The organism is Nonomuraea fuscirosea, assembly GCF_003001935.1.
GTDB lineage: Bacteria > Actinomycetota > Actinomycetes > Streptosporangiales > Streptosporangiaceae > Nonomuraea > Nonomuraea fuscirosea.
Map to the genome: position 1 here is coordinate 127542 of NZ_PVNG01000029.1, position 24598 is coordinate 152139.

Below are 24598 nucleotides of genomic sequence, written 5' to 3' on the forward strand. Positions count from 1 at the left end.
TGTCAGACGAGGCGTCGGGGCGCCGAGGGGCGGGAGATCGAACCGTCGGGCGAGAAGAAGTGCTCGTCCACGTGGGTCAGCGCCAGGCAGGCCGCGCCGAGTGCGGCGCATTCCTCGCCCAGCGTCGAGGGCCGGATGTCGGGGACGCGCAGGCAGTGGGGTTCGAGGGCGCGCCGGAGGGCGGGCAGCAGGACATCGGCCGAGCGGGAGAAACCGCCGCCGAGGACGACCAGTTCGGGGTCCAGAGTCAGGACCATGGCGGCCGTGCCGAGCGCGAGATGGTGGGCGTAGGCGTCGACGGCCGCCAGGGCGGCGGGATCGCCGGCGCGGGCGGCCGTGAAGACCACCCTGGCGGCGTCCTCGGGCGGGGCGTCCCGGGCGGCGGGAGAGTTCTCCAGGTCTGTGGCCATGGTGCGCCAGCCGGTCATCTCCATGAGGCCGACCTCGCCGGTGGCGCCGCCGAAGCCGTGGTGCAGGCGGCCGCCGAGGATGAGCGCGGCCCCGGACCGGCGGCCGGCGTGCAGGTAGACCAGGTCGCTGACGCCCGCCGCGACGCCCAGCCGCTGCTCGGCGAGAGCGGCCAGCTTGCTGTCGTTCTCGACCGTGATCGGGCAGGACAGCCGCTGCCCGAGGTGGCCGGCCAGGTCGACCCCTGGCCAGTCGGGCAGGGATTCGACGCGGGTGACCGTGCCCTCCCGGTTGACGACGCCGATGCTGCCGACGGCGACGCCCCACAGGTCGGTCCCGCTCAGGCCCGAGGCGACGAGCGCGGCGTCGACGGCCCGCCACACCGCCTCCAGGCGCTCGGGCCGGGCGGCGTGCGGGTCGACCGCGACCCGGCCGCTGGAGACGGTCCGGCCGGCCAGGTCGGTGATCACGGCGAGGACCTTGTGCACTCCTATGTCGATGCCGAGCACGTGACCGGCGTCGGCGCGGAAGCGGTAGCGCTTGGCGGGCCGGCCCATCCCGCCGGGAGCGGGCTCCACTTCGGCGATCCAGCCGCATTCGTGCAGGCCGGTGATGACGTCGATGACGGAGTTGCGTGACAGCCCGGTGCGCGCCGCGAGCTCGCTCACTGTGAGCGGGCCGGAAGCCTCACGCAGGGCGCGGATGCTGCCCAGCGAGTTCAGCTGACGCAGCCGCTGAAGGTCACCGCCGCTGACCTGCACAGGTCGCTCCTTACTAATGTCGGTCTCCGCATTATCTTCGATCCGAAGCGATTCCGCTAGCTGGATCATCCGGTACGAAGGGTCTTGACTGCAAGAGCTGATCCGTGACTATCTATGGACTCCACCATAAGTCGGGGAGCGGAATGACCATGACCACAACCGTCGCCGATGGGGCCGCCGAGCGGGCCCGCGAGATCCGGACGGTGCACACTCGGTGACGACGAATCCGGCACGTCCCTTGGCGGCGATCCCCGCCCCGTCCCGCCTCACCCCGGCCGAGGGCCGCTTCACCATGACCGCCGCGACCCCGCTGACCGCCGATCCGCCGCTGGCCAGGGCCGCGGCCTGGCTGCGCGAGACTCTTCAGCCGGCCACCGGCCTGCCGTTGCCCGAAGGGCCGGGCGGGATCGAGTTCCGCCTGACCGGTGGGCTGGGGCCGGAGGAGTACCGGTTCACGATCACGGCGGAGTCTGTGCTCGTCGAGGCCACGGCCGCGGCGGGCGCCTTCTACGGGGCGCAGACGCTGCGGCAGTTCCTCGGCCCCGCCGCGTTCCGCAAAGGACGCACGGGGACCCGGACATGGACTCTCCCCGCCGCCACGATCGCCGACGCCCCCCGCCACGGCTGGCGCGGCTGTCTCATCGACGTGGCCCGCCACTTCCTGCCCAAGAACGACCTCCTGCGCTACATCGACCTGCTGGCCGCGCACAAGCTCAACGTCCTGCACCTGCACCTGACCGACGACCAGGGCTGGCGGCTGGAGATCAGGAAGTACCCCAGGCTGACGGAGGTCGGCTCCTGGCGGCGCGAGTCGCCGCTGGGAGCCGCGCGGAACCGCCGTTCCGACGGGCGCCCGCACGGCGGCCACTACAGCCAGGACGACATCCGGGAGATCGTCTCCTACGCCGCCGACCGGTTCGTCACGATCGTCCCGGAGATCGACCTGCCGGGCCACACCCAGGCCGCCATCGCCGCCTACCCGGAGCTCGGCAATCTCGAGACCCCGCTGGACGTGCGTACCGAATGGGGCGTCGGCGAGAACGTGCTCAACGTCGCCGACAGCACGATCGCCTTCTTCACCGACGTCCTGGAGGAGGTCCTGGAGCTCTTCCCCGGCCGGTACGTGTGCGTCGGCGGCGACGAGGTCCCCAAGACCCAGTGGAACGAGAGCGTCCCCGCCAAGGAACGCATCCGCGAACTGGGCCTGCGCGACGCCGACGAGCTGCAGACCTGGCTGATGCGGCACTTCACCGACTTCCTGCTGACCAGGGGACGCAAGCCGCTCGGCTGGGACGAGCTCATGGAAGGTGGCCTGCCGCCGGGAGTCACCGTGGCCGCCTGGCGCGGCGACACCTGCGCGGCAATGGCCGCGCGAGCCGGCCACGACGTGGTCGTCCAGCCCTTCACCGAGACCTACCTGGACTTCCGCCAGGCCGAGGGCGAGCAGGAGCCGGTGCCCATCGGCAGCGTGACGTCCCTCCGGGCGGTGCACGCCTTCGACCCGTTCCCCGCCGGCCTCACCGGCGCGGAGCGCGACCGGATCCTCGGCGCCCAGGCGGCGTTGTGGACCGAGCACATCGACTCGCCCCGCCTGCTCGACTACATGGCCTTCCCCCGCCTGGCCGCCTTCGCCGAGGCGGTCTGGAGCGGCGAGCGTGACTTCGAGGACTTCCTCGCCCGGCTCGCCGTGCACGAGAAGCGGCTCGACGCGCTGGGCGTGGAATATCGCCCGGCCGCCGGCCCGCATCCCTGGCAGCGACGTCCCGACGCCCCCGGCCACCCCCGGACCAGGGCGGAGATCGACGGCAAGCTCGCCGCCTGGACCGCGAACCTGCGCTCCTGACCCACCCCCCCCAACCTGGAGAACCCCATGCGTTTTCGCCTCCCCCTGGCCGGACTGCTCGGCCTGACCGTGCTCACGGCCGGTTGCGGCGCCTCAGCGGAACCGGCCGCCGACGGCAAGGCCACCATCAGCTACGCCATCTGGGACAAGAACGACCAGGCCGCCGCCGAGAAGATCATCGCCGCCTTCCAGCAGGCCAACCCGAAGGTGACGGTCAAGCTGGAGATCACTCCGTGGGAACAGTACTGGACCAAGCTCCAGACGGCCGCCTCAGGCGGCGCCGCCCCCGACGTCTTCTGGATGAACAGCCTCAACGTCCGCCTGTACGCCGACGGCGGCGTCATCGCCCCGCTCGACGGGTCCAAGGCGGCGGGCCTGCCCGAGGCGGTCGTGAACGGCTACCGCCACGACGGCAAGCTGTACGCGCTGCCGCACAACGTGAGCATCCCGGCCCTCTGGTACGACAAGAAGATCTTCGACGCGGCCGGTGTGGCGTACCCGACCGCGGACTGGACCTGGGACGACGTCAAAGCCGCGGCCAAGAAACTGACCGACCCGGCGAAACAGCAGTTCGGCATCCTGGCCCCGATGTGGGACCAGGGCGGCTTCTACAACACGATGATCCAGGCCGGCGGCCACGTGCTCTCGCCGGACGGCGGGAAGAGCGGCTTCGACGACCCCGCCTCCATCCAGGGCCTGGAGTTCTGGACCGGCCTGATCGAGGACAAGCTCGCCCCCGTCGCCGAGGTCTACACCGACACCGACCCCATTCAGCTCTTCCAGTCCGGCAAGTACGGCATGTACTACGGCGGCGTCTGGTTCGCCTCCACCTACTGGGCCGACCCCGAGATGCGCGCGCGGGTCGACGTGGCCCCGCTGCCCAAGGGCCCCGCACGAGAGGCCGTCATCCTGCTCGGCCTGGCCAACTCCGTCTCGGCCAAGAGCGAGCACCCGCGCGAGGCGGCGGCCTTCGCCGAATTCGTCTCCTCCGATCAGGCCCAGAAGATCCTCAGCGACAGCGGGGGCGGCGCCCTGTCGGTCCGCCCCGGGACACAGGACGGCTGGTTCGCGGCGTTTCCCTCCTTCCACCTGAAGGAGACCTACGACGCCTCCATGCCGCACGGCGTGCCCTACCCGGCCACGCTCAACACCGCGCGGTGGCAGGACGTCCAGAACAAGCTGCTCGCCGACGCCTGGTCGGGCAAGCGGCCGGTCGCCGACGTCGCCAAGGAGATCGCGACGCGGATGAACGAGATCCTGGCCGAGGAGTAACGGATGCACTCCACGCGCGAGTGGGCATGGGGTTACCTGCTCATCGCCCCCATGGCGCTGGGCCTGGCCGTCTTCTACCTGTGGCCCATCGTTCAGACGATCTATCTCAGCTTCACCGAGTCCGGCGTCTTCGGCGGCCACACCTGGGTGGGGACGGCCAACTTCACCGAACTGCTCGGCGATGAGGAGACGCTCGGCGCGCTCGGTAACACTCTGCTGTACGCGGTGCTGGTGCTGGCGGGAGTTCCGCTGGCCATCGTGATCGCGGCCCTGCTCAACGTGCCGGGACTGCGGGGCCTGGGTCTCTACCGGACCCTGTACTTCCTGCCGGTCGTCACCATGCCCGCCGCCGTGGGCCTGACCTGGCGCTACCTTTTCAACGGCGACTTCGGCGCGATCAACTACCTGCTGAGCGAGGTGGGGATCGACGGGCCCTACTGGGTGGGCGACCCCGACTTCGCCATCTACGCGATCGCCGTCGTCGGCGTCTGGAGCACCGTCGGCTACAACGCCGTGCTGTTCCTGGCGGGACTGCAGGGCATCCCGCGCCCCTACTACGAGGCGGCCTCGATCGACGGCGCCGGACGGCTGCGGCAGTTCTTCCACATCACGCTCCCGCTGCTCACACCGACCACCTTCTTCGTCATCGTGATCACCATGATCAACGCCTTGCAGGTCTTCGACCTGGTCTTCCTCATAATCGACCTGAAGAGCCCGGCGCTGAGCGGCAGCCGCACGATCGTCTACCTGTTCTTCGAGAAAGGCTTCGTGTACAACCAGCGCGGGCTCGCCGCGGCGATCGCCGTCCTGCTGCTCGGGCTGATCCTCGTGCTGACCGCGATCCAGTTCAGGCTGCAGAAGAGGTGGGTGCACCATGAATAGGCCCAGAACCTGGCCGGCCCACGTGCTGCTGGCCGCGGGCGCGCTGCTCATGCTCGCGCCCTTCGCCTGGCAGGTCGTGGTGTCGCTGCAGACCCTGCCCGAGTCGCTGCGCGTGCCGCCGAAGTTCACGCCCTCCTGGCAGTGGTCGAACTTCGCCGACGCCTTCCGCTCGGTGCCGCTGGCCAGGCAGTTCCTCAACACCGTCGCGGTCAGCGCGGCCGTCACCGCCGGACAGCTGCTGCTCTGCTCGCTGGCCGCCTACGCCTTCGCCCGGCTGCGCTTCCCCGGCCGGGGCGCCGTCTTCCTGCTGTTCCTGGCCGTGCTCATGGTGCCAGGAGAACTGTTCATCATCCCCCGCTACGAGATCATGCAGGAGCTCGGCTGGCTCGACACCCTCCAGGCGCTGATCGCGCCGGGCGTCTTCGGAGCCTTCGGCACGTTCCTGCTCCGGCAGTTCTTCCTCAGCCTGCCCAGGGAACTGGACGAGGCCGCGCGCCTCGACGGGGCCAACCCGCTGCAGATCTACTGGCACATCATGCTGCCCCTGGTCCGGCCGGGCCTGCTGGCGCTGGGCCTGCTGACCGTCATGTGGTCGTGGAGCAGCCTGCTGTGGCCGCTGGTGGTCAACACCGACCCCGAGATGATGACGTTGTCGGCCGGGCTCGCCTCGCTGCGGGGGCAGTTCCAGACCAACTTCCCGATCCTCTTCGCCGGATCCGTCGTGGCCTCCCTGCCCGTGATCGCGCTGTTCGTGGTCCTGCAACGGCATCTCGTCGCCGGCATCGCCTTCACCGGCTCGAAGGGCTGACCCCGGCCCGCGCGCCGGCGTCGGCCATCCGCCGGCCATCCGCTGCCGGTCGGTCGCCGCCGGTCCGCCGGGTCAGCCGGCGGCGGTGCGTCCCTCGGCGGCGTCCAGGGTGATGGTGCCGGTCGTGCCGCGCAGGGCGAAGCCGTGACGCCAGCGCGCCCGCTCCTCCGCCGTGCCCGGCAGGTCCACGGAGACGGTGTTCAGCTTCCGCCAGGTGCCGCCGGTCTCGGCGTACGAGGTGATCGTGCTGCCGCCCGACAGCACCAGGGCCAGGCGGTCACCGGGCACGAGCGACAGGTCGGCGCTGTTGCTCCCGTGCCGGAACTCGCCACCCATCCGCACGTCGATGCCGCTCTCCTTGCGGGTGTTGTTGTACCAGGCGCCGACGTACGTGCCCGCGTCCTTCACCCGGCCGACGAAGACGCTGTCCTCGGGCTCGCCGGTGCCCGCCATCGCGCCCAGGGTGACCAGGCTGACCGTGTCGCCGGAGGACGGCGCCCCCGGCAGGGCGAACCAGCCGAAGAACGGGCCCTGGCTCGTGCCGCTGAGCCTGCCGCCCGCCGCCTTGATCACCGGCAGCGCCTCGGTGCCGAAGGGCTGGTAGCGGTCGTAGCCGGTCTGGGCGGTGTCGAAGCCGTCGGTCACGTCGACCGTCGCGTACGTTCTGCCGCCGATCACCAGCGGGGCGGCCTTCTTTCCTTCGCCCTGGTTGGCGGCCGTCCAGGAGGGCACGAGCAGCACGCCCGCCGTCACGGCCAGCGCCACCGCCACGGCCGCGGCCGCGAGCGGCAACCGGCGCGAACGCTCGCGCCGCGCCTTCGCCCCGTCGAGGCCCGCGGGCGCGGTGGGGACGGCGGACGCGGCCGGCGGCCGCATGCCCTCCACAAGTGTGTGCTCGGTGCCGAGGTGCGCACTGCTCGGAGACGCGGTCTCCGGGGACGCGGCGGCGGCGCGTACGTCGCCGGCGGTGAGGTTGCGCAGCAGGTGGTCGGCGGCGGGGCGGTCGGCCGGGTCCTTGGCCAGGCAGGCGGCCACCATCGTGCGCAGCGGCTCGGGCACCCCGGACAGATCGGGCGGGCCGTGCAGGACGGAATGCATCACCGCGGGCACGTTCGAGCCGGTGAAGGCCCTGCGCCCGGTCGCCGCGAACACCATCGTGGCGGCCCACGAGAACATGTCCGAGGCGAGCGTGAGCGGCCGGTCGCCGAGCTGCTCGGGCGACATGTACGCGGGCGTCCCGGCCACGTGGTTGGTGGTGGTCATGGTGTCGAGGGTCCTGGCGATGCCGAAGTCGATCACGACCGGTCCCTCGGGGCCGAGGATCACGTTGGCCGGCTTGAAGTCGCGGTGCACGATCCCGGCGCGATGGATCGAGGCGAGGGCGGTCAGCGTACTGATCGCCAGCCGGTCCAGCCCGCCGCCGACGCGCGGCCCGTCCCGCTTGACCAGCTCGTCGAGCGACGGGCCCTGAACGTACTCGCTGACGATGTACGGCCGCTCGCCCAGCATCCCGGTGCCCATCACCCGCGCCGTGCAGAACGGCGCGACGCTGGCGGCGACCTCCGCCTCGCGCAGGAACCGGCGCCGGACCTCCGGATCGCCGGCGAGCCGCTCGTGCAGCACCTTGATCGCGACGTGCCCGCCGACGGGCGATCTGGCCAGGTAGACCGCGCCCTGACCGCCCTCGCCGAGGAGCCGTTCGACCTGATGCTCGCCGATACGCCCCTGGCCGTCCACGCCCAACACCCGGGAGCCCGTCACCGGCACCCCCGCCACCTCGAAACGATCACGCCCCAGGCTATCCCGTACGACCCGCCCACCGGCCCCGAACGCCGACCTTCCGCGTACCGCCCCTGAAGGTCCACTTTCCGCGCACAGCCCCCGAACGCCGGCATCGTCCCCCGAATGCCGGCCTTTCCGCCCGAGCCGCCCGTTCTCAGGCGCCGGCGCCGCCGTCCACCGGGAGGATGGCCCCGGTCACCATCGAGGCGCGGTCGCTGAGCAGCCACGCGGCCGCCTCGGCGATCTCGCGAGGCTCGGCCATGCGTCCGAGCGGGATCGAGGACGTCACCCGGTCGATGACGCCGGGAGTCGCCGCCTCCCACGTGTCGATCATCTCCGTGGCGGTGCCGCCCGGCGTGATGCCGTTGACCCGGATGCCGTCAGGCCCCCAGGTCACCGCGGCGGTCTCGGTGATGCTGTTGAGCGCGCGCTTCATCGCCCCGTACGCGGGCAGGGCCGGGTTCGCGCGGCGGCTGCCGATGCTGGAGGTGTTCACGATCGCCCCGCCACCGCTCCGCCGCATGAGGGCGGCCTCGGCGTTCATGGCGGTCCAGTGGGCGCGGAAGTTGACCGCGAACTGCTCGTCGATGTCGTCCTCGCTGGTCGTGTCCAGCGGTCCCGGCTGCTGGATCGCGGCCCCGTTGTTGAACGCGCCGTCGAGCCGTCCGTGCAGCTCCTCCACGCGCGCGACCGCCGCGCGGACGCTCTCGCGGTCGGCCAGGTCGAGCGGGACGGCGTCGGCGACACCTCCCTTCGCGCGGATGTCGTCGACGATCGCCCGAAGTGCGTCTTCGCCGCGGGCGGCGAGCACGACCGCGGCGCCCTCGGCGGCGAAGAGCCGGGCCGCCGCGGCACCGATGCCGCGGCTGGCGCCGGTGATGAACACCACCTTGCCGGTGAGCAGGCCGATGGGTGCGAGCTGAGTGTTTGTCGTCATAGAGACAGTGTCAGCCCGGGGACCAGGGCGGATGCAGGCACAGACAGTACCTGGCTCAGCGTGTCGCCCACCCGGCCGGGTGGCGTAGGGCCGTCGCCGGGTCCAGCCCGCTGGCCCGCACCGATGGCGCCCGGATCTCAGCGGCAAGGGCTGTCCGCCGGTTCCTCGGTCCCGGTCTTCGCCCGTGCGATGCGGGCCTTGACATCGCGGAAGTGCAGCCGCATCGCCTCCCTGGCGGCCTCGGCGTCCCGGGCGCGCAGCGCCGCCACGATCCTGCGGTGGTTCGCGACGATCTCCGCGGTCCGCTCCTCCGGCGGGTCCAGCGTCGGCTCGACCTCGTGGTAGACGTCCCAGAACAGGCCGATCAGCTGCAGCACCAGCTCGTTGCCGCTCGACTCGTACAGCAGCGCGTGGAACGCCCGGTCCGCCTCCCGGTCCCTGTCCATGCCGTTGACCAGGGCGTCCAGCGCGGCCAGCCGGGTGACGCTGGCGCTCTTGGCCACCTGCCCGATCAGCCCGGTCTCCAGCAGTTCGCGGACCTCGACCAGGTCGCGCAGCGCCTGGATCCCGCCGCCTGGTCCCGAACGCACCTGGAAGGCGAGCGACGGCGTGAGGACGTCGAGCGAGGCGTGCCCGACGAACGTCCCATGTCCGTGGCGGATCTCGACGATGCCCAGCGCGCGCAGCGCCCGCACGGCCTCGCGGACGCTGTTGCGGCTCGCCCCGAGCAGGTCCATCAGCTGCACTTCGGTGGGCATGGGGGACCCGGGGGCCAGCCCGCGTTCGTGGATCAGGGCGACGATGCGCTCCTGAAGCGACGCGCCGTCACGCGTGGGCATGCTGCCTCCAGGCTCGTCCAAGACCTTGTGTCGAACATCCCACCTCCAGGTCCCGGAAGGCCAGGCGGTGCGGAAGAGTTTACGCCGACTACACGGGCGGGCCATCGGGGGAACGCCGCCCGTTCGCGCTCGTACCGGACATGGGATGTCCAGGCCGCCGGGTGTCGCCTGACGATCGTCGTGCGAAGGCGCGGCGACGGTGCGAGTGCGGGAGGGCGGCGGCTCACGACCGCGAAGGCGCGGCGCCCGCGGGTTCCGCGGGCGCCAGCGCCTTCGTGTCGCCTTCGTGTCGCTCAGCTGACGTCGCTCCTCAGCCGATGCCGCCGGTCTGTCGCCGCCGTTTCCCAGCTACCGCCGTTTCCCAGCTCGCGCTGGTTCTCAGTTGACGGTGTCGAACGGGAGCCGCAGGCCCAGCCGGCCGCCGATGGGCAGGTTGCGCTGCCTGATCAGGTCCAGCTCGGCGCCGGAGAGGGCGCGCCGGTAGACGCGTACCTCGTCGAGCGTGCCGCGGAATCGGTCCGCGCCGTCCAGTCGCTGCCCGATGTGGATCCCGTCGAGCCCGAGTTCCTTGCCGAGGGTCAGCGACCCGCCGGGCACCGGCGCCGACGACACCTGTGCGCCGTCCACCGAGAGCCTGAGCTCGCCGTTCGCCCGCTGGAGCGCGACGAAGTGCCACTGCCCGTCGTTGTACGCGCCCGGCGACTGCACGGTCACGTCGAACCGGTCCACGGACAGGACCGCCCTGATGCGATTGCTGGCCGGCTCGGCCCGCAGCCACAGCCCCGGCGGGTTGGTGCCCCGGTCCACCCGGTGGAACCAGAGGATCGCGTGCGATCCGGCCGTCTCCGCGTAGCGGATCCAGGTGGTCAGCGTGAAGTCCTGCGCGCCGAGGTCGATGGAGTCGTCGAACGGCACCTCCACCCGATCGTCCACCCGGTCGAGGGCGAGCCCCTTCCCGAAGCGCCCTTCGGCCGGCTGCGCGCCGCCGCGGACGTAGGCCGGGTTGCGGGCCGGCGAAACGTCCGGTGTCGTCGGGCCGGGCGCGGGCGGGCCGGGGATGCCGGGCGGGGTGCCGTTCGGCGTCTCCAGGTACGCCTCGTTGAACCGGGTGAACCGGATCTGCTCGTACGGCGTGACCGCGCCGGCCTCGTACATCAGCGCCGCCTCGTCGCCGTCCAGCCGCACCATGTCCGAGTACGCCGACGGCCCCCAGTGGAAGACCTTGCCCTCGTCCCACGTCTCGAAGCGGCGGCCCTCGTCGTAGGACGACCGGATCCCCATCGCCTCCCTCGCGCCCGGGTGCATGGGCGAGGAGAACAGGACGCGCCGGTCACTGAAGCGCGCCAGCGAACCCTGCACGTCGGTCGTCGCCAGCGCCGGCATGGTGCGGATCGGCCCGTCCCAGCTCTCGCCGCCGTCGCCGCTGATCGCGTACGCCCGGTTGCCCTTGGCGGTGCCGCGCTCCCGGCCCGAGGCGTAGATCCGTCCGTCGTTGAGCTCGACGACGGTGACCTCCTGGGCGATGATCGAGCCGTCGTCGTAGGACGTCTCGGCGCCGATGTGCCACGTCACGCCGCTGTCGTCGCTGTAGAGCAGGTGCGTGCCGTAGGCGTGCGCGCCGACCCGGTCCCAGCTCTCGTAACTGGCGCCGACGACCAGGCGGCCGGCGTGCGGGCCGCGTTCGAGCTGGATGCCGTGCATCGGGCCGGTGGCGTACCAGAAGTTCCACTCGGGGCGCTTGCCCTCGGTCATCTCCCTGGCGGCCGACCAGGTCGCGCCGTGGTCGTCGCTGTACTGGACCCAGGGGTCGCGGTCGCAGCCGTTCGGGCACGGCTCCGCGCCGTTGTGGGTGCTCACCAGCACGACCCGCCCGGTACGCCGGTCCACGATCGGCACCGGATTGCCGTGGGTCGTCCCGTTGCCCTCCGAGACCACCTGCAGCGGGCCCCAGGTCCGCCCGCCGTCGGCGGAGCGACGCAGCACCAGGTCGATGTCCTCGTCGTCGCCGCAGTCCTTCACCCGTCCCTCGGCGAAGGCCAGGACCATGCCGTTCGCGGCCCGTACGACGGCGGGGATCCTGAAGCAGGCGTACCCGAAGTCGCCCTGCTGGTAGAGGACCTGCTCGTCGGCGAACGGCGCGCCGCCGCCACGCGCACCCGTCTCGGGAGCCTCGGCCGGTGTCGTCTCAGTGGCCGTCGATGGCGTAGTCGCCGGCGTTGTCGTGGATGCCGTCACGGTCGGCGTCGCGGGGGCCGGCGTCGGCGCCGCGGCCGCCGGCGCGACGGACGCGCCGGTGAGTAAGCCCGCGAGCATCGTGACGGCGCCCGCCCGGCACCGCCATGAGCGCCCGGTACGGCCCTCCGGGGGATACCCCTCGTGCATGTCTTCGCCCTTTCGCCAGGAGGAGCTCTGAGATGGGACATCCTACGTCCAACGTTGGATGTTAAACAGAGGGCAAACGGAGAATGTTGACGAGGGACGAAGGCATTAAGGGCCGGTGACGGCGCAGGGCGGCCGCGTTGCTGAACGTGGGTCAGGGTCGCCGGGAGGAACGACGTGTCGCCGCCACGACGAGCGTGCCGGCCGTGATCAGGCCGCCGGCGTGCAGGCAGAGCATCGGGACGATGCCGAGCCGGTTCCCGAGTAGGCCCGCCAGCGCCATCCCGAGCAGTGACGTCGCGGCATGCGCGCTGGCGAGCAGCCCGAAGACCGCGCCCAGCCGGTCGCCGCCGGTCACCGTCTGGGCATACGTGGTCAGCCCCGCCATCGCCGCCGCGGCGGGCAGCCCGGCCAGGGCGATCAGTGCGAAGGCGGGCCACAACTCCCGCGTCATGAGCGGATAGGTGAAAAGCGCCAGGTCGGCCAGGCCGAAGACGACCGTTCCCCACCCGAACAGCACCCGAGGGGTGACGTCGCCGAGGCGGGCGGCGATCAGCAGGCCGCCGGCGATCCCGCCGACCGCCTGCGCCGACAGGAACAGCCCGTACGCGTCCGCCGACCCGTCCAGCACGTCGGCCACGAAAGGCGCCGCGAGCGTCGCGAAGACGCCCTCGCCCAGCCCTGTGATCACCATGTACGTGACCAGCAGGCGCACCCCACGGTCGGAGCCGGCCAGCCGCAGCCCCGACACCCACTGCCCGCCGATCGTCGTCGTCGCGGCCGGAGCACGGCCGGGCCCGCGCAGACCGGACAGCAGCAGCGCGGAGACCACGAAGCCGGCCACGCCGATCCAGACGACGGCGGCCAGCCCGCCCGCGCCCACCGCGGCCCCGCCCACCAGCGCGCCCAGCAGCCGGGCGGCCTGGCCGGTCTGCCCCTGCAGCGCGTTGGCCCTGAGGAGCTGCGTGGACGACACGATCTGCGGCACGAGGGCCTTCTGGGCGGGAAACAGGACCGTGCTGACCACGCCCGTCCACAGGGCGACGCCGTAGACGATCCAGGCCTGGCCCGGCTCGCGTACCGCCAGCAGCGGCAGCAGCCCGAGCGCGAGCAGCACGTCCGCGATCACCAGCAGCCTGCGCCGGTCCCACCGGTCGGCGAGCACGCCGGCCGCCGAGCCGAGCAGGACGTCCGGTAACCGGCCCGCCAGCAGCATCGCGGCGCTGGACAGGGTGGAGCCGGTGAGCACGTAGACGTGGTAGGCCAGGCCGGTGCTGACGACCCAGTCGCCGGTCTGCGAGATCAGCCCGGCCGAGAGCAGCCGCCGGTAGTCCCGATTCGCCCCGAGCAGGTCCCGAATCCCACCCACAGACCGCTCCAGCGGCTCGCCCGAACCGTCCGCGACCTGCGGCGTTGTGGCCCGCTCCAGTGCTGCCGCGTCCCGCGGAGCGCTTGTAGCGGGTCCTGGCACTTCCCCCCTGTCCTGCGCGGTGGCCGCGGTCCGCGCTGCTTCTTCGCCGTGGTGCGGGGCGGCGTGGCCGGGGTCAGTCACCGGTTCCGGTGGTGCGGAGTGGGATGGTGAGGGTGGTGAGCAGGACGGGTCTGGCGCCCTCCGGTCGTTCGGACGGGTCGGCGATTCGCGCCATCAGCGGCTCCAGCAGGCGGCCGACCGCGTCGTCCAGCGCGGCGAGCTCTTCAGGGGTGACGTAGAGGTAGGAGTTGCCGATCCCGCCGGCGTTCCGCCAGGCGTCCGGCTCGTCCGCGCGACGTTCCTGCCATTCGGCCAGCCGGCCCAGCGCCCGTTCGGCCATGACCTGCTCCAGCAGGCCGCGGGCGGCCGACGTTTCCGGGTTGGCGCCGGTGTCGGACCAGCTCTGGGTCAGCGACGTCGCCTTCCACGGACGTTCCCGCTCGTCGCGGGCCTCTGCCTGCTCCACCAAGCCGTATCGGGCGAGTTGCCGTAGATGGTAGGAGGCCAGCGCCTGGCTGACGCCGACCTCGCGGGCGGCGTCTGCGGCGGTCATCGCGCCGGCCCGCATCAGCAGCTCGTGCAGGGCCAGGCGGACGGGGTGGGCGAACGCGCGCAGGGCGGCAGGGTCGTCCAGGACCTGCCGCGGCCGTTCCCTCCAGGATTCCAAAGACATGCTTGGAATCATCGGCTCGGCGAGGAACGGATGTCAAGGAATCCTTTGGAATGCCCGGTCTGGGAGGCGGGCCAGCTTCTCCTGCAATGCCAGAAATAACCCTTTTGTCGGATAGATCAGGCTCAACGGAAGAGTGTCCTGTTTGTCGGCATAGGGGGAGCCGGCGGGGTGATGATGGAGAGAGAGGGGATCGGCTCTTTGAGGGAGCGCGCTGATGAAGGGTCACGTCGTCGCCGCGGTGGACGGGTCGGCCCCGGCGACCGCGGCGGTGGAGTGGGCCGCGGTGGACGCCCAGCGGCGCGGAACCGCGCTGCGCGTCGTGCACGTGTGCGAGCCGCAGGTTCACGACGCGAACGTGTGCGAGCCACGCGTCCACGACGAGAGCACCGCGTCCTGCACCGACATCCTGGAGGCGGCCGTCCGCCGCGCGCGGGAGCTCACCCGCGACGTCGAGGTGAGCGGCGACCTGCTCGGCGGCGACGTCGTCAGGGCCCTGCTCGCCGAGTCGCACTCGGCGGACAGCGTGGTGCTGGGCAGCCGCGGGCGCGGCGGGTTCGCCGGGATGCTGCTCGGCTCCGTCGGCCTGGCCGTGGCCGGGCACGCCACCGGGCCCGTCGTGATCGTCCGCGCGCCGACCCCGCTGTGGTACGACCGCGTCGTGGCCGGCTACGACGGGTCCGAACACGCCGAGGTCGCCCTGGACTACGCCGTCGAGCAGGCCCGCGCCCGCGGATCACAACTGCATGTGGTGTACGCCTGGCAGCTGCCGCTGTTCTCCGCGTACGCCGCCCCCTACGCCGTGCCCTACGACGGCCTCATAGAGGACATCATGGCCGCGCAGTTCCACCGCGTGGCCGAGCGGATCGCGGGCCGGCGTGAGCGCGACCCCGGCATCGTCATCACCGACGAGCAGGTGTGCGCTCACCCGATCACCGCGCTCATCGAGGCCGGCCGGACGGCCGACCTCGTCGTCGTGGGCTCACGCGGGCTCGGCGGCCTCGCCTCGGCCGTGCTCGGCTCGGTCAGCCACGGCGTGCTGCACCACGTGACCTGCCCGGTCGCGGTCGTCCGGCCCCACGCCGAGGAGCCGCCGGAACCGTGACCGGCCCGGAGTCGTGACCCGCGAGGTCAGTTCGTGCACGGGCAGTGGCGGGCGAGTTCGATCTGGTGGTCCTCGACCTCGCCGCTGTCCGCCCACCCGGTCGGCGACGCCGTCACCGCGCCCTGCGTGGCGAGCCGCAGCCGCATCCAGGTGACGCCGGTGTGCAGCGGCTGCGGAACGGTCCAGCGCAGCGTGGCGGTGGTGGCGGACGCCCTGACCCTGGCGGTGGCGCGCTCCACGGCGTCGAAGCGGCCGTTCCGGTCGAAGTCGATCCAGCCGTTCAGCCGCGACGGGGACCCGGCCCGTACGGGGACGGCCAGCGTGTAGGCCTTGCCGGTGGGTGCGATGCGCGCCCGCGGAACGGTCACGGCGTCGTCGGCGTCGGTGCCGGCGGGCAGGGCGCGCGGCGTCATGCTGACCGCGTCGGTGTGGTCGGCGGTCACCGTCCGTCCGAGGGACGAGCGGGTGATCGCGTGGGAGGCGGCGCCGTAGGAGGCGGGGGCGTCGGAGTCGTCCTCGGCCAGGGAGAGCTTGAAGGCGGCCCACAACTGCGGGGTCGGCCCGCCCTTCCCCTGGCGGTCGTCATGGGCGCGCAGCTTGACGGTGAACGAGCTGACGATGCCGCTCACCTTGACCGTCCCGCACGCGTAGACCACGCCGCAGGTGGTCGAGCCGGTGGGATACGTCCATTCCGGCTCGATGGCGGTCGCGGTGGTCCGGTAGCCGGGGAAGCCGGCCACGCGGGCGAAGGCGGGCCTGGCCGGGGTGCCGCCGGTCAGCTCGATGGCGGGCCAGTAGTCGTCGTGGTCGCCGGCGTCGCCCGAGGAGCCGCCGGTGCCGAAGACGTGCAGGTGAGGATCGCGTACGGGCCTGGAGAAGGTGAACGTCAGGGTGGCGACGTCACTCCAGGCGCCGGGCCGGGCCGCGAAGTGCTCGTAGAGGTCGACGAACCCGGCCGTCGTCTTGGCGTTGGCCGGGATGAGGTATTCGTCGTCGGGAGCCGCCGGGTCGGCGGGCAGGACCTTGGCCGAGGCCACCCGGGACTTGCCGATCATGGTCTTGGTCACGGTCACCCGCACCCCGGAGGGCGTCCGGCCCACGGCGGCGGTGACCGAGTTGGTGAAGGACGAGGACGCGTTCCCGGCATGAGTGCCGGTGATGGCGGCCGGGACGCTCGGGAAGGTGTTCTCGGCATGCGCGCCGGTGACCATGCCCGGGAGGCTCAGGAAGGTGGTGGCCGCGCAGGCCACCATGGTGCGACAGATCATTCTTTCCCCCGTGTTGCTGGTTCAGTTGTGCCTGGTGGTGGTCCGTGACGGTGCGCGCAGGCGGCCGACGAGCCCGCTGGTCACCCGGCGGGCGGCGAAGTCGCAGCCGCACACGAACCGCATGGCCGGCCCGAACGTCGGCGCCGCCGCCAGCCCGACGAGATGCAGTCCCGCGACGGACGTCTCGAAGGTCCGGCTGAGCCGGGGGCCCGGCCCCGATGACGCCACCGCGCGGCGCAGGTCCTCGCTGAGGACGCCGATCCTGCCGACGTCCACCCGGTATCCGGTGGCGGCGATGACGTGCTCGGTGACCATGGTCGTCCGCGCGCCCGTGGCGTCCCGGAGCTGCAGCCGCACCCCGTCGCGGTGCTCGCCGGCCATCAGCCGGGTGCCCAGCGTCACCGTGACGGCCCCGTCGAACCGCTCGCGCAGCCACCACGAGCCGGCGGGCCCGAGCGTGGTGCGCACGATGTGGCCGCGGGCCGCAGCCGGCAGGTGCCGGACCGCGCCGGGCAGCCGCGACCAGGCGACGGAGGGCCACCCGCTGCCGAGCGCGGAGCGGGGCTCGCGCAGGCGCGCCAGCGTCGAGCGCCGCCGCGCGGGGACGTCGTTCCAGGCCAGCGCGTCCGTACGGGCGAGGACGCGGACGCTCGCGCCCGCCTCGGCCAGCAGCGTCGCGGTCTCCAGGGCGGACTGCCCCGCGCCCACCACGGTCACCTCCCGGCCGGCGAAGGCGCTCAGATCGGCGTGGTCGGAGCTGTGCGTGCACACCTCGGGCGGCAGCGCGGCCAGGGAACGCGGCCGGTAGGCGAACGGCAGGAAGCCCAGCGCGAGCACCGCCGTCCTGGCCGGGACCACCTCCCCTGACGCCAGGGTCACGGCGAACCGGCCGCCGTCCAGGCCGACGGAGGCCACCTCCTGCTCCTCCAGGGCCGAGCCCACCGCCCGTGCCTGGAACCACCGGCCGTAGGCGGCGAACCGCTCGACGGGCACCGGCTCGCCGTAGGCGTGGCGGTGGAAGGCGTCGAGGCCGAAGCGCCGCGCCGGGTCGGCGAGGTGGGAGGCGTCCGCCTCGGACTTCAGCAGCATGCCCCTGGGCATGTGCCGCTCCCAGGCGTGCATCGGCCGGCCGAACACCCGGGCGTCCAGCCCGGCCGGCAGCGCGTGCGCCGCCACGGAGAGGCCGTACGGGCCCGCTCCCACGATCGCCACGTCGATCATCGGGGTTCCCATGTTCTCTTCCTTCGCCGTCTCGGTGACCGGGTGATCCGGTCGAGGCCGCGCTGCACCGTCCGCCCGCCCATGGCCACGAAGGGTCGCAGGTCGTCGGGGGAGAGCCAGGCCAGCTCGTCGCCGGAGCACAGGGCGCGCAGGCAGCCGGGACCGGCGGTGAGCAGGTCGTAGTTCTCCACCACGTACGTCCGCCCGTGCCCGGCCCGCCCCGGCGCCGCCGCCCGGCCGGAGAGGTGCAGGTGCGCGACCCGTACCAGGTCCAGGCCACTGGAGTCGGTGAACAGCCGGAACTGGGCGCCGAGCCGGGGGTTGAAGTCGAGCAGCTGGTAGGCGTCCGTGGCCGGGTCGTGCCGGAAGTCGATGTCCAGCACGCCGCGGTAGCCGAGCGTCGCGGCCAGGTCGCGGGCGATCCGCTCGACGGCCGGGTTGGGCAGCCAGCGGCCGTAGGTGGTCAGGCCCGCGCCGCGCGGGTACGAGCGTTCCTTGCGGCCCGCCCCGCCGTACAGGCAGCGCGAGTTCTCGTCGAAGTAGCCGTGGAAGAACCAGTCCGAGTGCCGCCCGCCCGGCACGAAGCGCTGGAACAGCAGGTCGTTGCCCGGCAGGTGCCGCAGCAGCGGCAGCACGTGCTTGGCCTGCCGCACCAGGCTGGTGTTGCGCAGCCCGTGGCCCGCGGGCAGCAGCCAGGGCCGCGCCCACTTGGCGACCAGTGGCAGGCCGAAGTCGGCCACGGCCGCGGCGGCGTCGCGCTCGCCGGTGATCACCCGCGACTCCGGCTGCGGGATCCCGAGTGCGGAGCACAGGCGGGCCAGCAGGCGCTTGTCGGCGAGCACGCGCGGCAACCCGGGCGCCTGGCCGGGCAGCAGGAAGTGGGAGCGCAGGTCGGCCGCGTGCTCGGCCACCGCGATGGCGGCGGCGTCGTCCATCGCGAGCAGCACCGAGCGGCGGCCGATGCGGTCGCCGACCTGCCGGAGCGCGCGGATGACGTCCCGGTCGCGCGGCCAGGCGTGCGAGCGCGCCAGGTAGCGGGAGCGGGAGGCAGGGGTACGCCGGTCGTCGATGAGCCCGTGCACCTCGACGCCGGCCCTGCCGAGGGACCGGATGGCGCCGAGAGTGCCGTGGTGGAAGACGTTGTCGTCGATCCGCAGCACGAGCGCCGGAACGGTGCGATCAAGCATGGTGAACGTCCTGCTCTTCCAGGAAAAGCCATGGATCGGGCAAATCGCGAGTTGAATATCCGGTTTGCGGCTACCTGCCTTATATGGAGGAAACGCGAGGTGACACCGCGACGGTGATCAGGAAGGGCTATCGGCACTGTGCGATGGCCATCGTCGCGGGGACGATGGCGGGCACGACGCTCGGCCTGGGCACGCCGTCCGCCGACCCGGCGCAGAGCCCCCCGCCGCACAGCCCCGCGCCGCAGAGCCCTCCAGCGAGCCCCCCGCCACAGGGCCCACCGCAGAGCCCACCGCAGAGCCCACCGGCGGCGCTGGGCGTCTTCCTCTCCTCCGACCGGCGCGGCCCGCAGAACCTGCCCGGCTTCGAGTCGTGGCTGCGCAACACGGTGACGGTCGGGCGCACGTACCTGCCCGGCGACCGCTGGGACGCCATCGCGGGCGCCCCGTTCGTCCTGGAGCCCTGGACCCGCTGGCGGGCCGCCCGCCCCGGCCGGGTCCTGGCGCTGAACGTGCCGATGGTCGCCCCCAACGAGGCCGGGCTGCCCGACAGCGTCGTGGCGCGGCGGCTCAGCGAAGGGGCGCGCGGCGAGCACGACCACCACTTCCGCCGGCTCGCCTGGAAGCTGGTCTCCTCCGGCGCCGGCGACACGATCATCGTCCTCGGCTGGGAGATGAACGGCACCACCTACTCCAGCCGGTGCGCGCCCGACCCGCCGGCGTGGAAGGGCTACTGGCGGCGCATCGTGGCCGCCATGCGCTCGATGCCCGGCCAGCGCTTCCGCTTCGACTTCGCGCCCAGCCGCGGGCACGACGCCATCCCGTGGACGGAGTGCTACCCGGGTGACGACGTGGTCGACATCATCGGCATGGACAGCTACGACCAGGGGCCCGGCCGCGGGTTCGCCGACTACGTCAAACAGCCGTACGGCCTGCGTGCCCAGGCGGAGTTCGCGGCGCGGCACGGCAAGCCCCTCTCCTTCCCCGAGTGGGGGCTGTTCCGCAGAGGCGACCGCTCCGCCTACGTCCGGCGGATGCTCGACTGGATCGGCAGTCACAACGTGGCCTATCACTCGATCTCCGATTACTGTCCCCACGGCGTCTGGCAGTGCGGGGCCAACCCGCGCTCGTCGAAGGTGTTCCGCGACCGGCTGCGCGCCGCCCCCGCCCCGGTGCCTTCGCCCGTGCCCAGCACCTCCAGCGTGTGCGCGGCGAGCTCGTCCAGCGACCTGTCCACGTCGAAGCCGCCGGCCAGCGCCGCCGCGGCCGCACCCTCGGCCGCCGTCAGCGCGGGCTGCCCGAGCCTGGCCAGCAGCGCCTCCGCCAGCGCCCCCGCGTCCCCCGGCGGGACCAGCGCGCCGGTCGCTCCGGTCACCACCTCCGTCAGTCCCGGCACCGCCGAGGCGACCAGCGACCGTCCCGTCGCCAGCGCCTCCAGCGCCGTCAGCGGCAGCCCCTCCCAGAGCGACGGCAGCACGACCACGTCGGCCGCCGCGTACCAGGACCTGACGTCGCTCACGCCGCCGGCGAGGTGAACGCGCGGCCCGCCGCGCGACCGCAGGGCGGGCAGCAGCGGGCCGTCGCCGACGATCGCCAGCCGGGCCCGGTCGTCGCGGTCGGTCACCCGCTCCCACGCCGCCAGCAGCACCTCCTGCCCCTTCTGACGCGAGACCCGGCCGACGCAGACGGCCAGCGGCGTCCGCTCGCCGATCCCGTGGCGGACGCGGGCCGCCGCCCGCTCGCGCGGGCAGGCGGGCGGGAAACGACGCAGGTCGACGCCGTTGCGGACCACCACGATGCGCCCGCGTACGCCGTGCCGGTAGGCCAGGTCCGCCTCGCCGGCGCCCACGCAGATCACCCGGTCGGCCCAGCGCGCGGCCCGCCGCTCCCAGGCGAGCGCGGCGGCGGCCACGGGGCCGCCGGCCGTGAGCCACGACCAGCCGTGCGGCTGGAAGAGCGTCGGCACCCGGCCCCTGATCACGCCCCTGCCCACCAGCCCGGCCTTGGACGAGTGCAGGTGCACGACGTCGGGGGCGAACCGCCGGACGATCCCGGCCAGCCCCGCCGCCCGCGCCAGATCGCCCGGCCCGGGTGCCCGGCCCGCCGCCCACGGCAGGCACGGCACGCCGGCGCCCGCGAGCTCGCCGGCGAGCCACCCGGAAGGAGGGCAGGCCACCGCGACCCGCCAGCCCCGCCGGATCTGGTCGGCGGCGGCCGTGGCCACGTACGCCCCGACCCCGCCGTCCACCGGCTGCGTGACGTGCAGGACGCCCGGCCTCACTGCCATGCCGCCACCTTCCGCGCCAGCCGCGGGCAGCGCCGCTTGACCAGCTCCCGGCCGGTCGCGCGCGCGTTCGCGGTCGCGGCGTAGGCGGCGGCGCGCAGCCCGCGCCCGAGCATCACCCGCTGGTTCACCACCGCCTCGCAGCCGAACTTCGTCTTGTACGGCTCGTCGCCGCGCAGCAGGCTGAGCACGGGCCGGCCCAGCCGATGGGTGAGCGCCAGGTTGTGCCGCAGCAACATCGTCAGCACGTCGGCCTCGGACCGCAGGTCGGGATGGGCCCCGTACAGGTAGCCGCCCACGAAGTCCTTGCCGACCAGCACGAAGTCGCAGGCCATCAGCCGCCCGCGGACCCGGTACTCCGTCAGCGTGGCCTGGTTCTCCACCACCAGCGTGCGCACCGCCCTGGCCAGATGGTCGCGGAAGCGCCGCTCGGTGTGCTGGACGTTGATGGCCCGGCTCTCCCACTGCATGGCGTGCAGGCGCAGCAGCTCGGCCACCGACCCCTCGACCTGGTCCGCCCCGACCGTGACCGCCTGCGCGTCCAGCGCGTCGATCTTGCGCAGCGCGTGCCGCAGCCGGTGCCCCCGGCGGCTGTTCAGCCCGGCCAGCACCTGCTCGATCGGCTGACCGGGCAGTTGCAGGCAGGTGGACGCGGGCAGCGACCAGGCCCGGCCCTCCCACAGCTCGGCCAGCCTGCGCACGGTCGCGCCCGGCCGCGCCTCGGGCAGGTCCATCACGTCCCAGCCCGGCTGGGCGAGCATCCCGGCGCGCAGCTCGCGCAGGCCCGCGTCGCCTTCGAGGTCGTCCACGACGATGTCGGTGAAGTCGGCCTGGCCCGCGCCGACGGGGGTCAGCACCCGGCAGCCGCCGCGACGCTCCAGCAGGAACGGCGCCGCCGCCACCAGCCGCCCGCCCCGCCGGGCCAGGAACACGCGCAGCCGTCCAGGGGTCCCGTACGCCCGCCACCAGGAGCACAGCCAGCCGTAGGACTGGAACGGCGTGGCGGCCGAGCTGCGGGCATACAGGTCCGTCCAGTCGGCGGACAGCGCGGCCAGGTCGCCGTCCTCCCTGACCACCTGCACCGTCAGCCCCGCGCGCGAGGTCCGCGACGGCGCGGCGCTCACGCGTTCGCCCCGACCGGCTCGGGCATCTGCTCACGTACGGCGCGGCGGCGGGCCGGCGGCGCGGCCAGCCGGAGCAGGCCGCCTGCGAGGACCGCGGCGCAGCCGCCGACGGCCAGGTTGACCAGCGGCACGGGCGCGGAGGGACGGCTGGGGGAGGAGGCGCCGGCGAAGGGGGCCAGCCGCACGTGGGTGTCGCTGGCGTGGGTGCCGGCGTACGCGATCAGCGCGGTCGCCAGCCGGTCGGCCCGGCCGGCGGCCTCCGCCGCGGTCGGGGCCGCCGCGGTGAGGCGGATCAGCGGGGCGTCGGGCGAGGCGGCCACGCTCAGGCCGTCCAGGTCGGCCGCGGCGACGCCGAGCACGCCGGGCTGCGCCGCCACCCGGGCGTAGGCGGCGGCGTAGTCGCCCGCCCGCGTCGCCTCGCCGCCCGCCACCACGACGACGTACGCGTCCGAGGTGTAGACGGCCTGCCCGGCCAGGGTGTACGCGAGGCCGCCGAGCAGCCCCGTCGTCAGCGACAACGGCAGCCACCAGCGCGACAGCGGGCCCGTGAGGCGGGCCGGGGTCCAGTTCATCGTTTCTCCTCCTCGGGTGCCGCGCCCAGCAGGCGCAGATACAGCGACTCCAGCCGGTCCGCCTGGTGGCGGACGTCGTAGCAGCGGACGGCCTCGGGCGGCGGGAGCCGTTCCGGCGGCCGGGCGGCCAGCTCGGCCAGCTCGGCGGCCAGCCGGTCCGGCGCGACCCGTCTCGCGCCCGGCGCCGCGCCCGGCGGCAGGTCCTCGACGGCCGGGCAGGCGCCGTACAGGACAGGCAGGCCGGCGGCCAGCGCCTCGACCACCGCCAGGCCGAACGCCTCCTCCGCCGAGGGCGCGGCCAGCACGTCCATCGCCGACAGCAGGGCGGGCACATCGGTGGACTCGCCGGCGAAGATCACCCGGTCCTCCGCGCCCGCGTCGCGGGCCAGCCGGCGCAGCCGCGGCTCGCACGACCCGGTGCCGGCCAGCAGCAGCACCGCCCCGCCGAGCGCCGACACCGCCTCCACCAGCACGTCGAAGCGTTTGCCGGGCTCCAGCCGGCCGATCCCGCCGACCACGAAGGCACGCGGGTCCAGGCCGAGGCGCTCCCTGGTACGGCGGCGCAGCTCAGCGTCGAAGCCGAAGGCCGCGCCGTCGACGCCGTTCGGGATCACCACGATGCGCGAGCGGGGCACGCCCCAGAGCGACAGCCGTTCCGCGACCGTCGGCGACACGGCCACGGTCGCGTGCCCGAGCAGCTCGCTGGCCAGGTAGAGCGCCCTGACCGGGCGGGTGAGCCTGCGGCCCTCGATGTGCTCGTGCCCGATCGAGTGCTCCGTGGCCACGATGGCCGGCACGTTGGCCAGCCGCGCCGCCAGCCTGCCGTACACGCAGGCCCGGTACAGATGGGTGTGCACCACGTCGTAGCGCCGCCCGCGCATGAGCCGGGCCAGCCGTCCCACGGCCCGCAGGTCCGTGTTGCCGCGCATGCCGATCCGGTGCACGGGCAGGCCGTCGCGCTCGATGGCGTCGGCCAGCACCCCGCGCCCGGTCAGCACCGCCACCTCGCACCGGGCCCGCAGCCGGGGCAGCAGGACGCGCAACTGCTGCTCGGCGCCGCCCGCCGCCAGCCCGGTGATGACGTGCAGGACCTTCACCGCCCCCACCTGACCCGGTGGCGGACCCGCTTGACGCTCAGCCGCAGGCCGCCGTCGCGCTCCCCGACGTAGGTCCTGGGCAGCAGGTGCCTGCCGTTGAGCGGGCTGCGCCAGATCGCGCAGGCGTAGCCGTACCCGGCCGCGCGGACGGCGTTCACCTCCCGGGCGGTGGCGTGCCCGTACGGGTAGCAGAATCCGCTCACCTCGTCGCCGAGCACCCGCTCCAGCGTGGCCTTGCTGGCGGTGACCTCGTGACGGAGCTCGGCCTCGCTCAGGCCCGCCAGCGAGCGGTGCCCGGCCGAGTGCGACCCGATCTCCATGCCCAGGCTCGCCGCCCGGCGCACGCCGTCCTCGTCCATGAGCCGTTTGCGCGGGCCGCCGGCGTCCCAGCCGTTGTGCCCGCCGAGCAGCTCGGACACCACGAACACCGTCGCGGTGAACCGGTGCTTGAGCAGCAGGGGGACGACCTCGCCGAGGAAGTCGTCGTACCCGTCGTCGAACGTCAGCCCGACCAGGCCGCGCGCGGTCCCCTCGGCGTGGCGGCGCAGCAGCTCGCGCATCGAGACGCCGGTCAGGCCCTGCCGGGCCAGCCAGCCCAGCTGCCGGGCGAAGCGGCCGGGGGAGACGGTGACGCGGAACGGGTCGCTGTCGTACCGCTCCACGGAGTGGTACATGAGCACGAGCGGCATGG

General features: G+C 73.3%; 20 protein-coding genes. 5 read left to right on the top strand and 15 right to left on the bottom strand.

The window, feature by feature from the left end:
- Positions 1 to 2 precede the first annotated feature (2 nt).
- Entirely contained in the window at positions 3 to 1169 is a 1167-nt protein-coding gene (locus B0I32_RS48300) for an ROK family transcriptional regulator (protein WP_106251274.1), read from the bottom strand.
- 214 nt (positions 1170 to 1383) lie between these two features.
- Between B0I32_RS48300 and B0I32_RS48305 the strand changes: the two genes are divergently transcribed.
- The 4 genes from B0I32_RS48305 to B0I32_RS48320 are packed head-to-tail and all read left to right on the top strand — an operon-like array spanning position 1384 to position 5974.
- Entirely contained in the window at positions 1384 to 3012 is a 1629-nt protein-coding gene (locus B0I32_RS48305; protein ID WP_245956623.1) for a beta-N-acetylhexosaminidase, read from the top strand.
- A 27-nt stretch (positions 3013 to 3039) separates the two neighbouring features.
- Positions 3040 to 4284: an ABC transporter substrate-binding protein gene (locus B0I32_RS48310; protein WP_106251277.1), complete on the top strand. Its 1245-nt coding sequence runs from the start codon at positions 3040 to 3042 to the stop codon at positions 4282 to 4284.
- 3 nt (positions 4285 to 4287) lie between these two features.
- Positions 4288 to 5166, top strand: a complete 879-nt coding sequence (locus B0I32_RS48315; protein WP_106251279.1) for a carbohydrate ABC transporter permease — start codon at positions 4288 to 4290, stop codon at positions 5164 to 5166.
- Entirely contained in the window at positions 5159 to 5974 is an 816-nt protein-coding gene (locus B0I32_RS48320) for a carbohydrate ABC transporter permease (RefSeq protein WP_106251281.1), read from the top strand. The genes B0I32_RS48315 and B0I32_RS48320 overlap by 8 nt, the downstream gene beginning before the upstream one ends.
- Positions 5975 to 6046: 72 nt before the next feature.
- Here B0I32_RS48320 and B0I32_RS48325 read toward each other — a convergent pair whose 3' ends face one another.
- From B0I32_RS48325 to B0I32_RS48350, 6 genes are all read right to left on the bottom strand, one after another.
- Positions 6047 to 7741, bottom strand: coding sequence for a serine/threonine-protein kinase (locus tag B0I32_RS48325; RefSeq protein ID WP_146178578.1), 1695 nt, complete (start codon positions 7739 to 7741; stop codon positions 6047 to 6049).
- Positions 7742 to 7910: 169 nt separating this feature from the next.
- Complete coding sequence (locus tag B0I32_RS48330) at positions 7911 to 8693, bottom strand: SDR family NAD(P)-dependent oxidoreductase (protein WP_106251284.1); 783 nt, start codon at positions 8691 to 8693, stop codon at positions 7911 to 7913.
- 137 nt (positions 8694 to 8830) lie between these two features.
- Positions 8831 to 9532, bottom strand: a complete 702-nt coding sequence (locus B0I32_RS48335; protein ID WP_106251285.1) for a FadR/GntR family transcriptional regulator — start codon at positions 9530 to 9532, stop codon at positions 8831 to 8833.
- Between the two features lie 378 nt (positions 9533 to 9910).
- Complete coding sequence (locus tag B0I32_RS48340) at positions 9911 to 11914, bottom strand: sialidase family protein (protein ID WP_219912398.1); 2004 nt, start codon at positions 11912 to 11914, stop codon at positions 9911 to 9913.
- A gap of 151 nt (positions 11915 to 12065) precedes the next feature.
- The gene (locus tag B0I32_RS48345; RefSeq protein WP_181308607.1) at positions 12066 to 13280 is read right to left on the bottom strand and encodes an MFS transporter; all 1215 of its coding nucleotides are present in this window, start codon (positions 13278 to 13280) and stop codon (positions 12066 to 12068) included.
- Between the two features lie 175 nt (positions 13281 to 13455).
- Positions 13456 to 14055 carry a winged helix-turn-helix domain-containing protein gene (locus B0I32_RS48350; protein ID WP_106251288.1) on the bottom strand — a complete coding sequence of 200 codons (600 nt, stop codon included), beginning with the start codon at positions 14053 to 14055 and terminating at the stop codon, positions 13456 to 13458.
- Between the two features lie 214 nt (positions 14056 to 14269).
- Here B0I32_RS48350 and B0I32_RS48355 point away from each other — a divergent pair, with 214 nt between their 5' ends.
- Positions 14270 to 15157, top strand: coding sequence for a universal stress protein (locus tag B0I32_RS48355; RefSeq protein ID WP_106251290.1), 888 nt, complete (start codon positions 14270 to 14272; stop codon positions 15155 to 15157).
- Positions 15158 to 15183: 26 nt separating this feature from the next.
- Here B0I32_RS48355 and B0I32_RS48360 read toward each other — a convergent pair whose 3' ends face one another.
- From B0I32_RS48360 to B0I32_RS48395, 8 genes are all read right to left on the bottom strand, one after another.
- Entirely contained in the window at positions 15184 to 16425 is a 1242-nt protein-coding gene (locus B0I32_RS48360; protein WP_146178579.1) for a GEVED domain-containing protein, read from the bottom strand.
- 21 nt (positions 16426 to 16446) lie between these two features.
- The gene (locus B0I32_RS48365; RefSeq protein WP_106251294.1) at positions 16447 to 17658 is read right to left on the bottom strand and encodes an NAD(P)-binding domain-containing protein; all 1212 of its coding nucleotides are present in this window, start codon (positions 17656 to 17658) and stop codon (positions 16447 to 16449) included.
- A complete protein-coding gene (locus B0I32_RS48370; RefSeq protein WP_106251296.1) occupies positions 17643 to 18833 on the bottom strand; it encodes a carboxylate--amine ligase in 1191 nt (396 codons plus the stop codon). Before B0I32_RS48370 ends, B0I32_RS48365 begins: the two co-directional genes overlap by 16 nt.
- 1081 nt (positions 18834 to 19914) lie before the next feature.
- Positions 19915 to 21117, bottom strand: coding sequence for a glycosyltransferase (locus tag B0I32_RS48375; RefSeq protein ID WP_106251297.1), 1203 nt, complete (start codon positions 21115 to 21117; stop codon positions 19915 to 19917).
- Positions 21108 to 22238: a GNAT family N-acetyltransferase gene (locus B0I32_RS48380; protein WP_106251299.1), complete on the bottom strand. Its 1131-nt coding sequence runs from the start codon at positions 22236 to 22238 to the stop codon at positions 21108 to 21110. Before B0I32_RS48380 ends, B0I32_RS48375 begins: the two co-directional genes overlap by 10 nt.
- Complete coding sequence (locus B0I32_RS58400) at positions 22235 to 22810, bottom strand: lipopolysaccharide biosynthesis protein (RefSeq protein WP_106251300.1); 576 nt, start codon at positions 22808 to 22810, stop codon at positions 22235 to 22237. The genes B0I32_RS48380 and B0I32_RS58400 overlap by 4 nt, the downstream gene beginning before the upstream one ends.
- Entirely contained in the window at positions 22807 to 23907 is a 1101-nt protein-coding gene (locus tag B0I32_RS48390; protein ID WP_106251358.1) for a glycosyltransferase, read from the bottom strand. Before B0I32_RS48390 ends, B0I32_RS58400 begins: the two co-directional genes overlap by 4 nt.
- Complete coding sequence (locus B0I32_RS48395) at positions 23904 to 24596, bottom strand: polysaccharide deacetylase family protein (protein WP_106251359.1); 693 nt, start codon at positions 24594 to 24596, stop codon at positions 23904 to 23906. Before B0I32_RS48395 ends, B0I32_RS48390 begins: the two co-directional genes overlap by 4 nt.
- Positions 24597 to 24598: the final 2 nt, after the last annotated feature.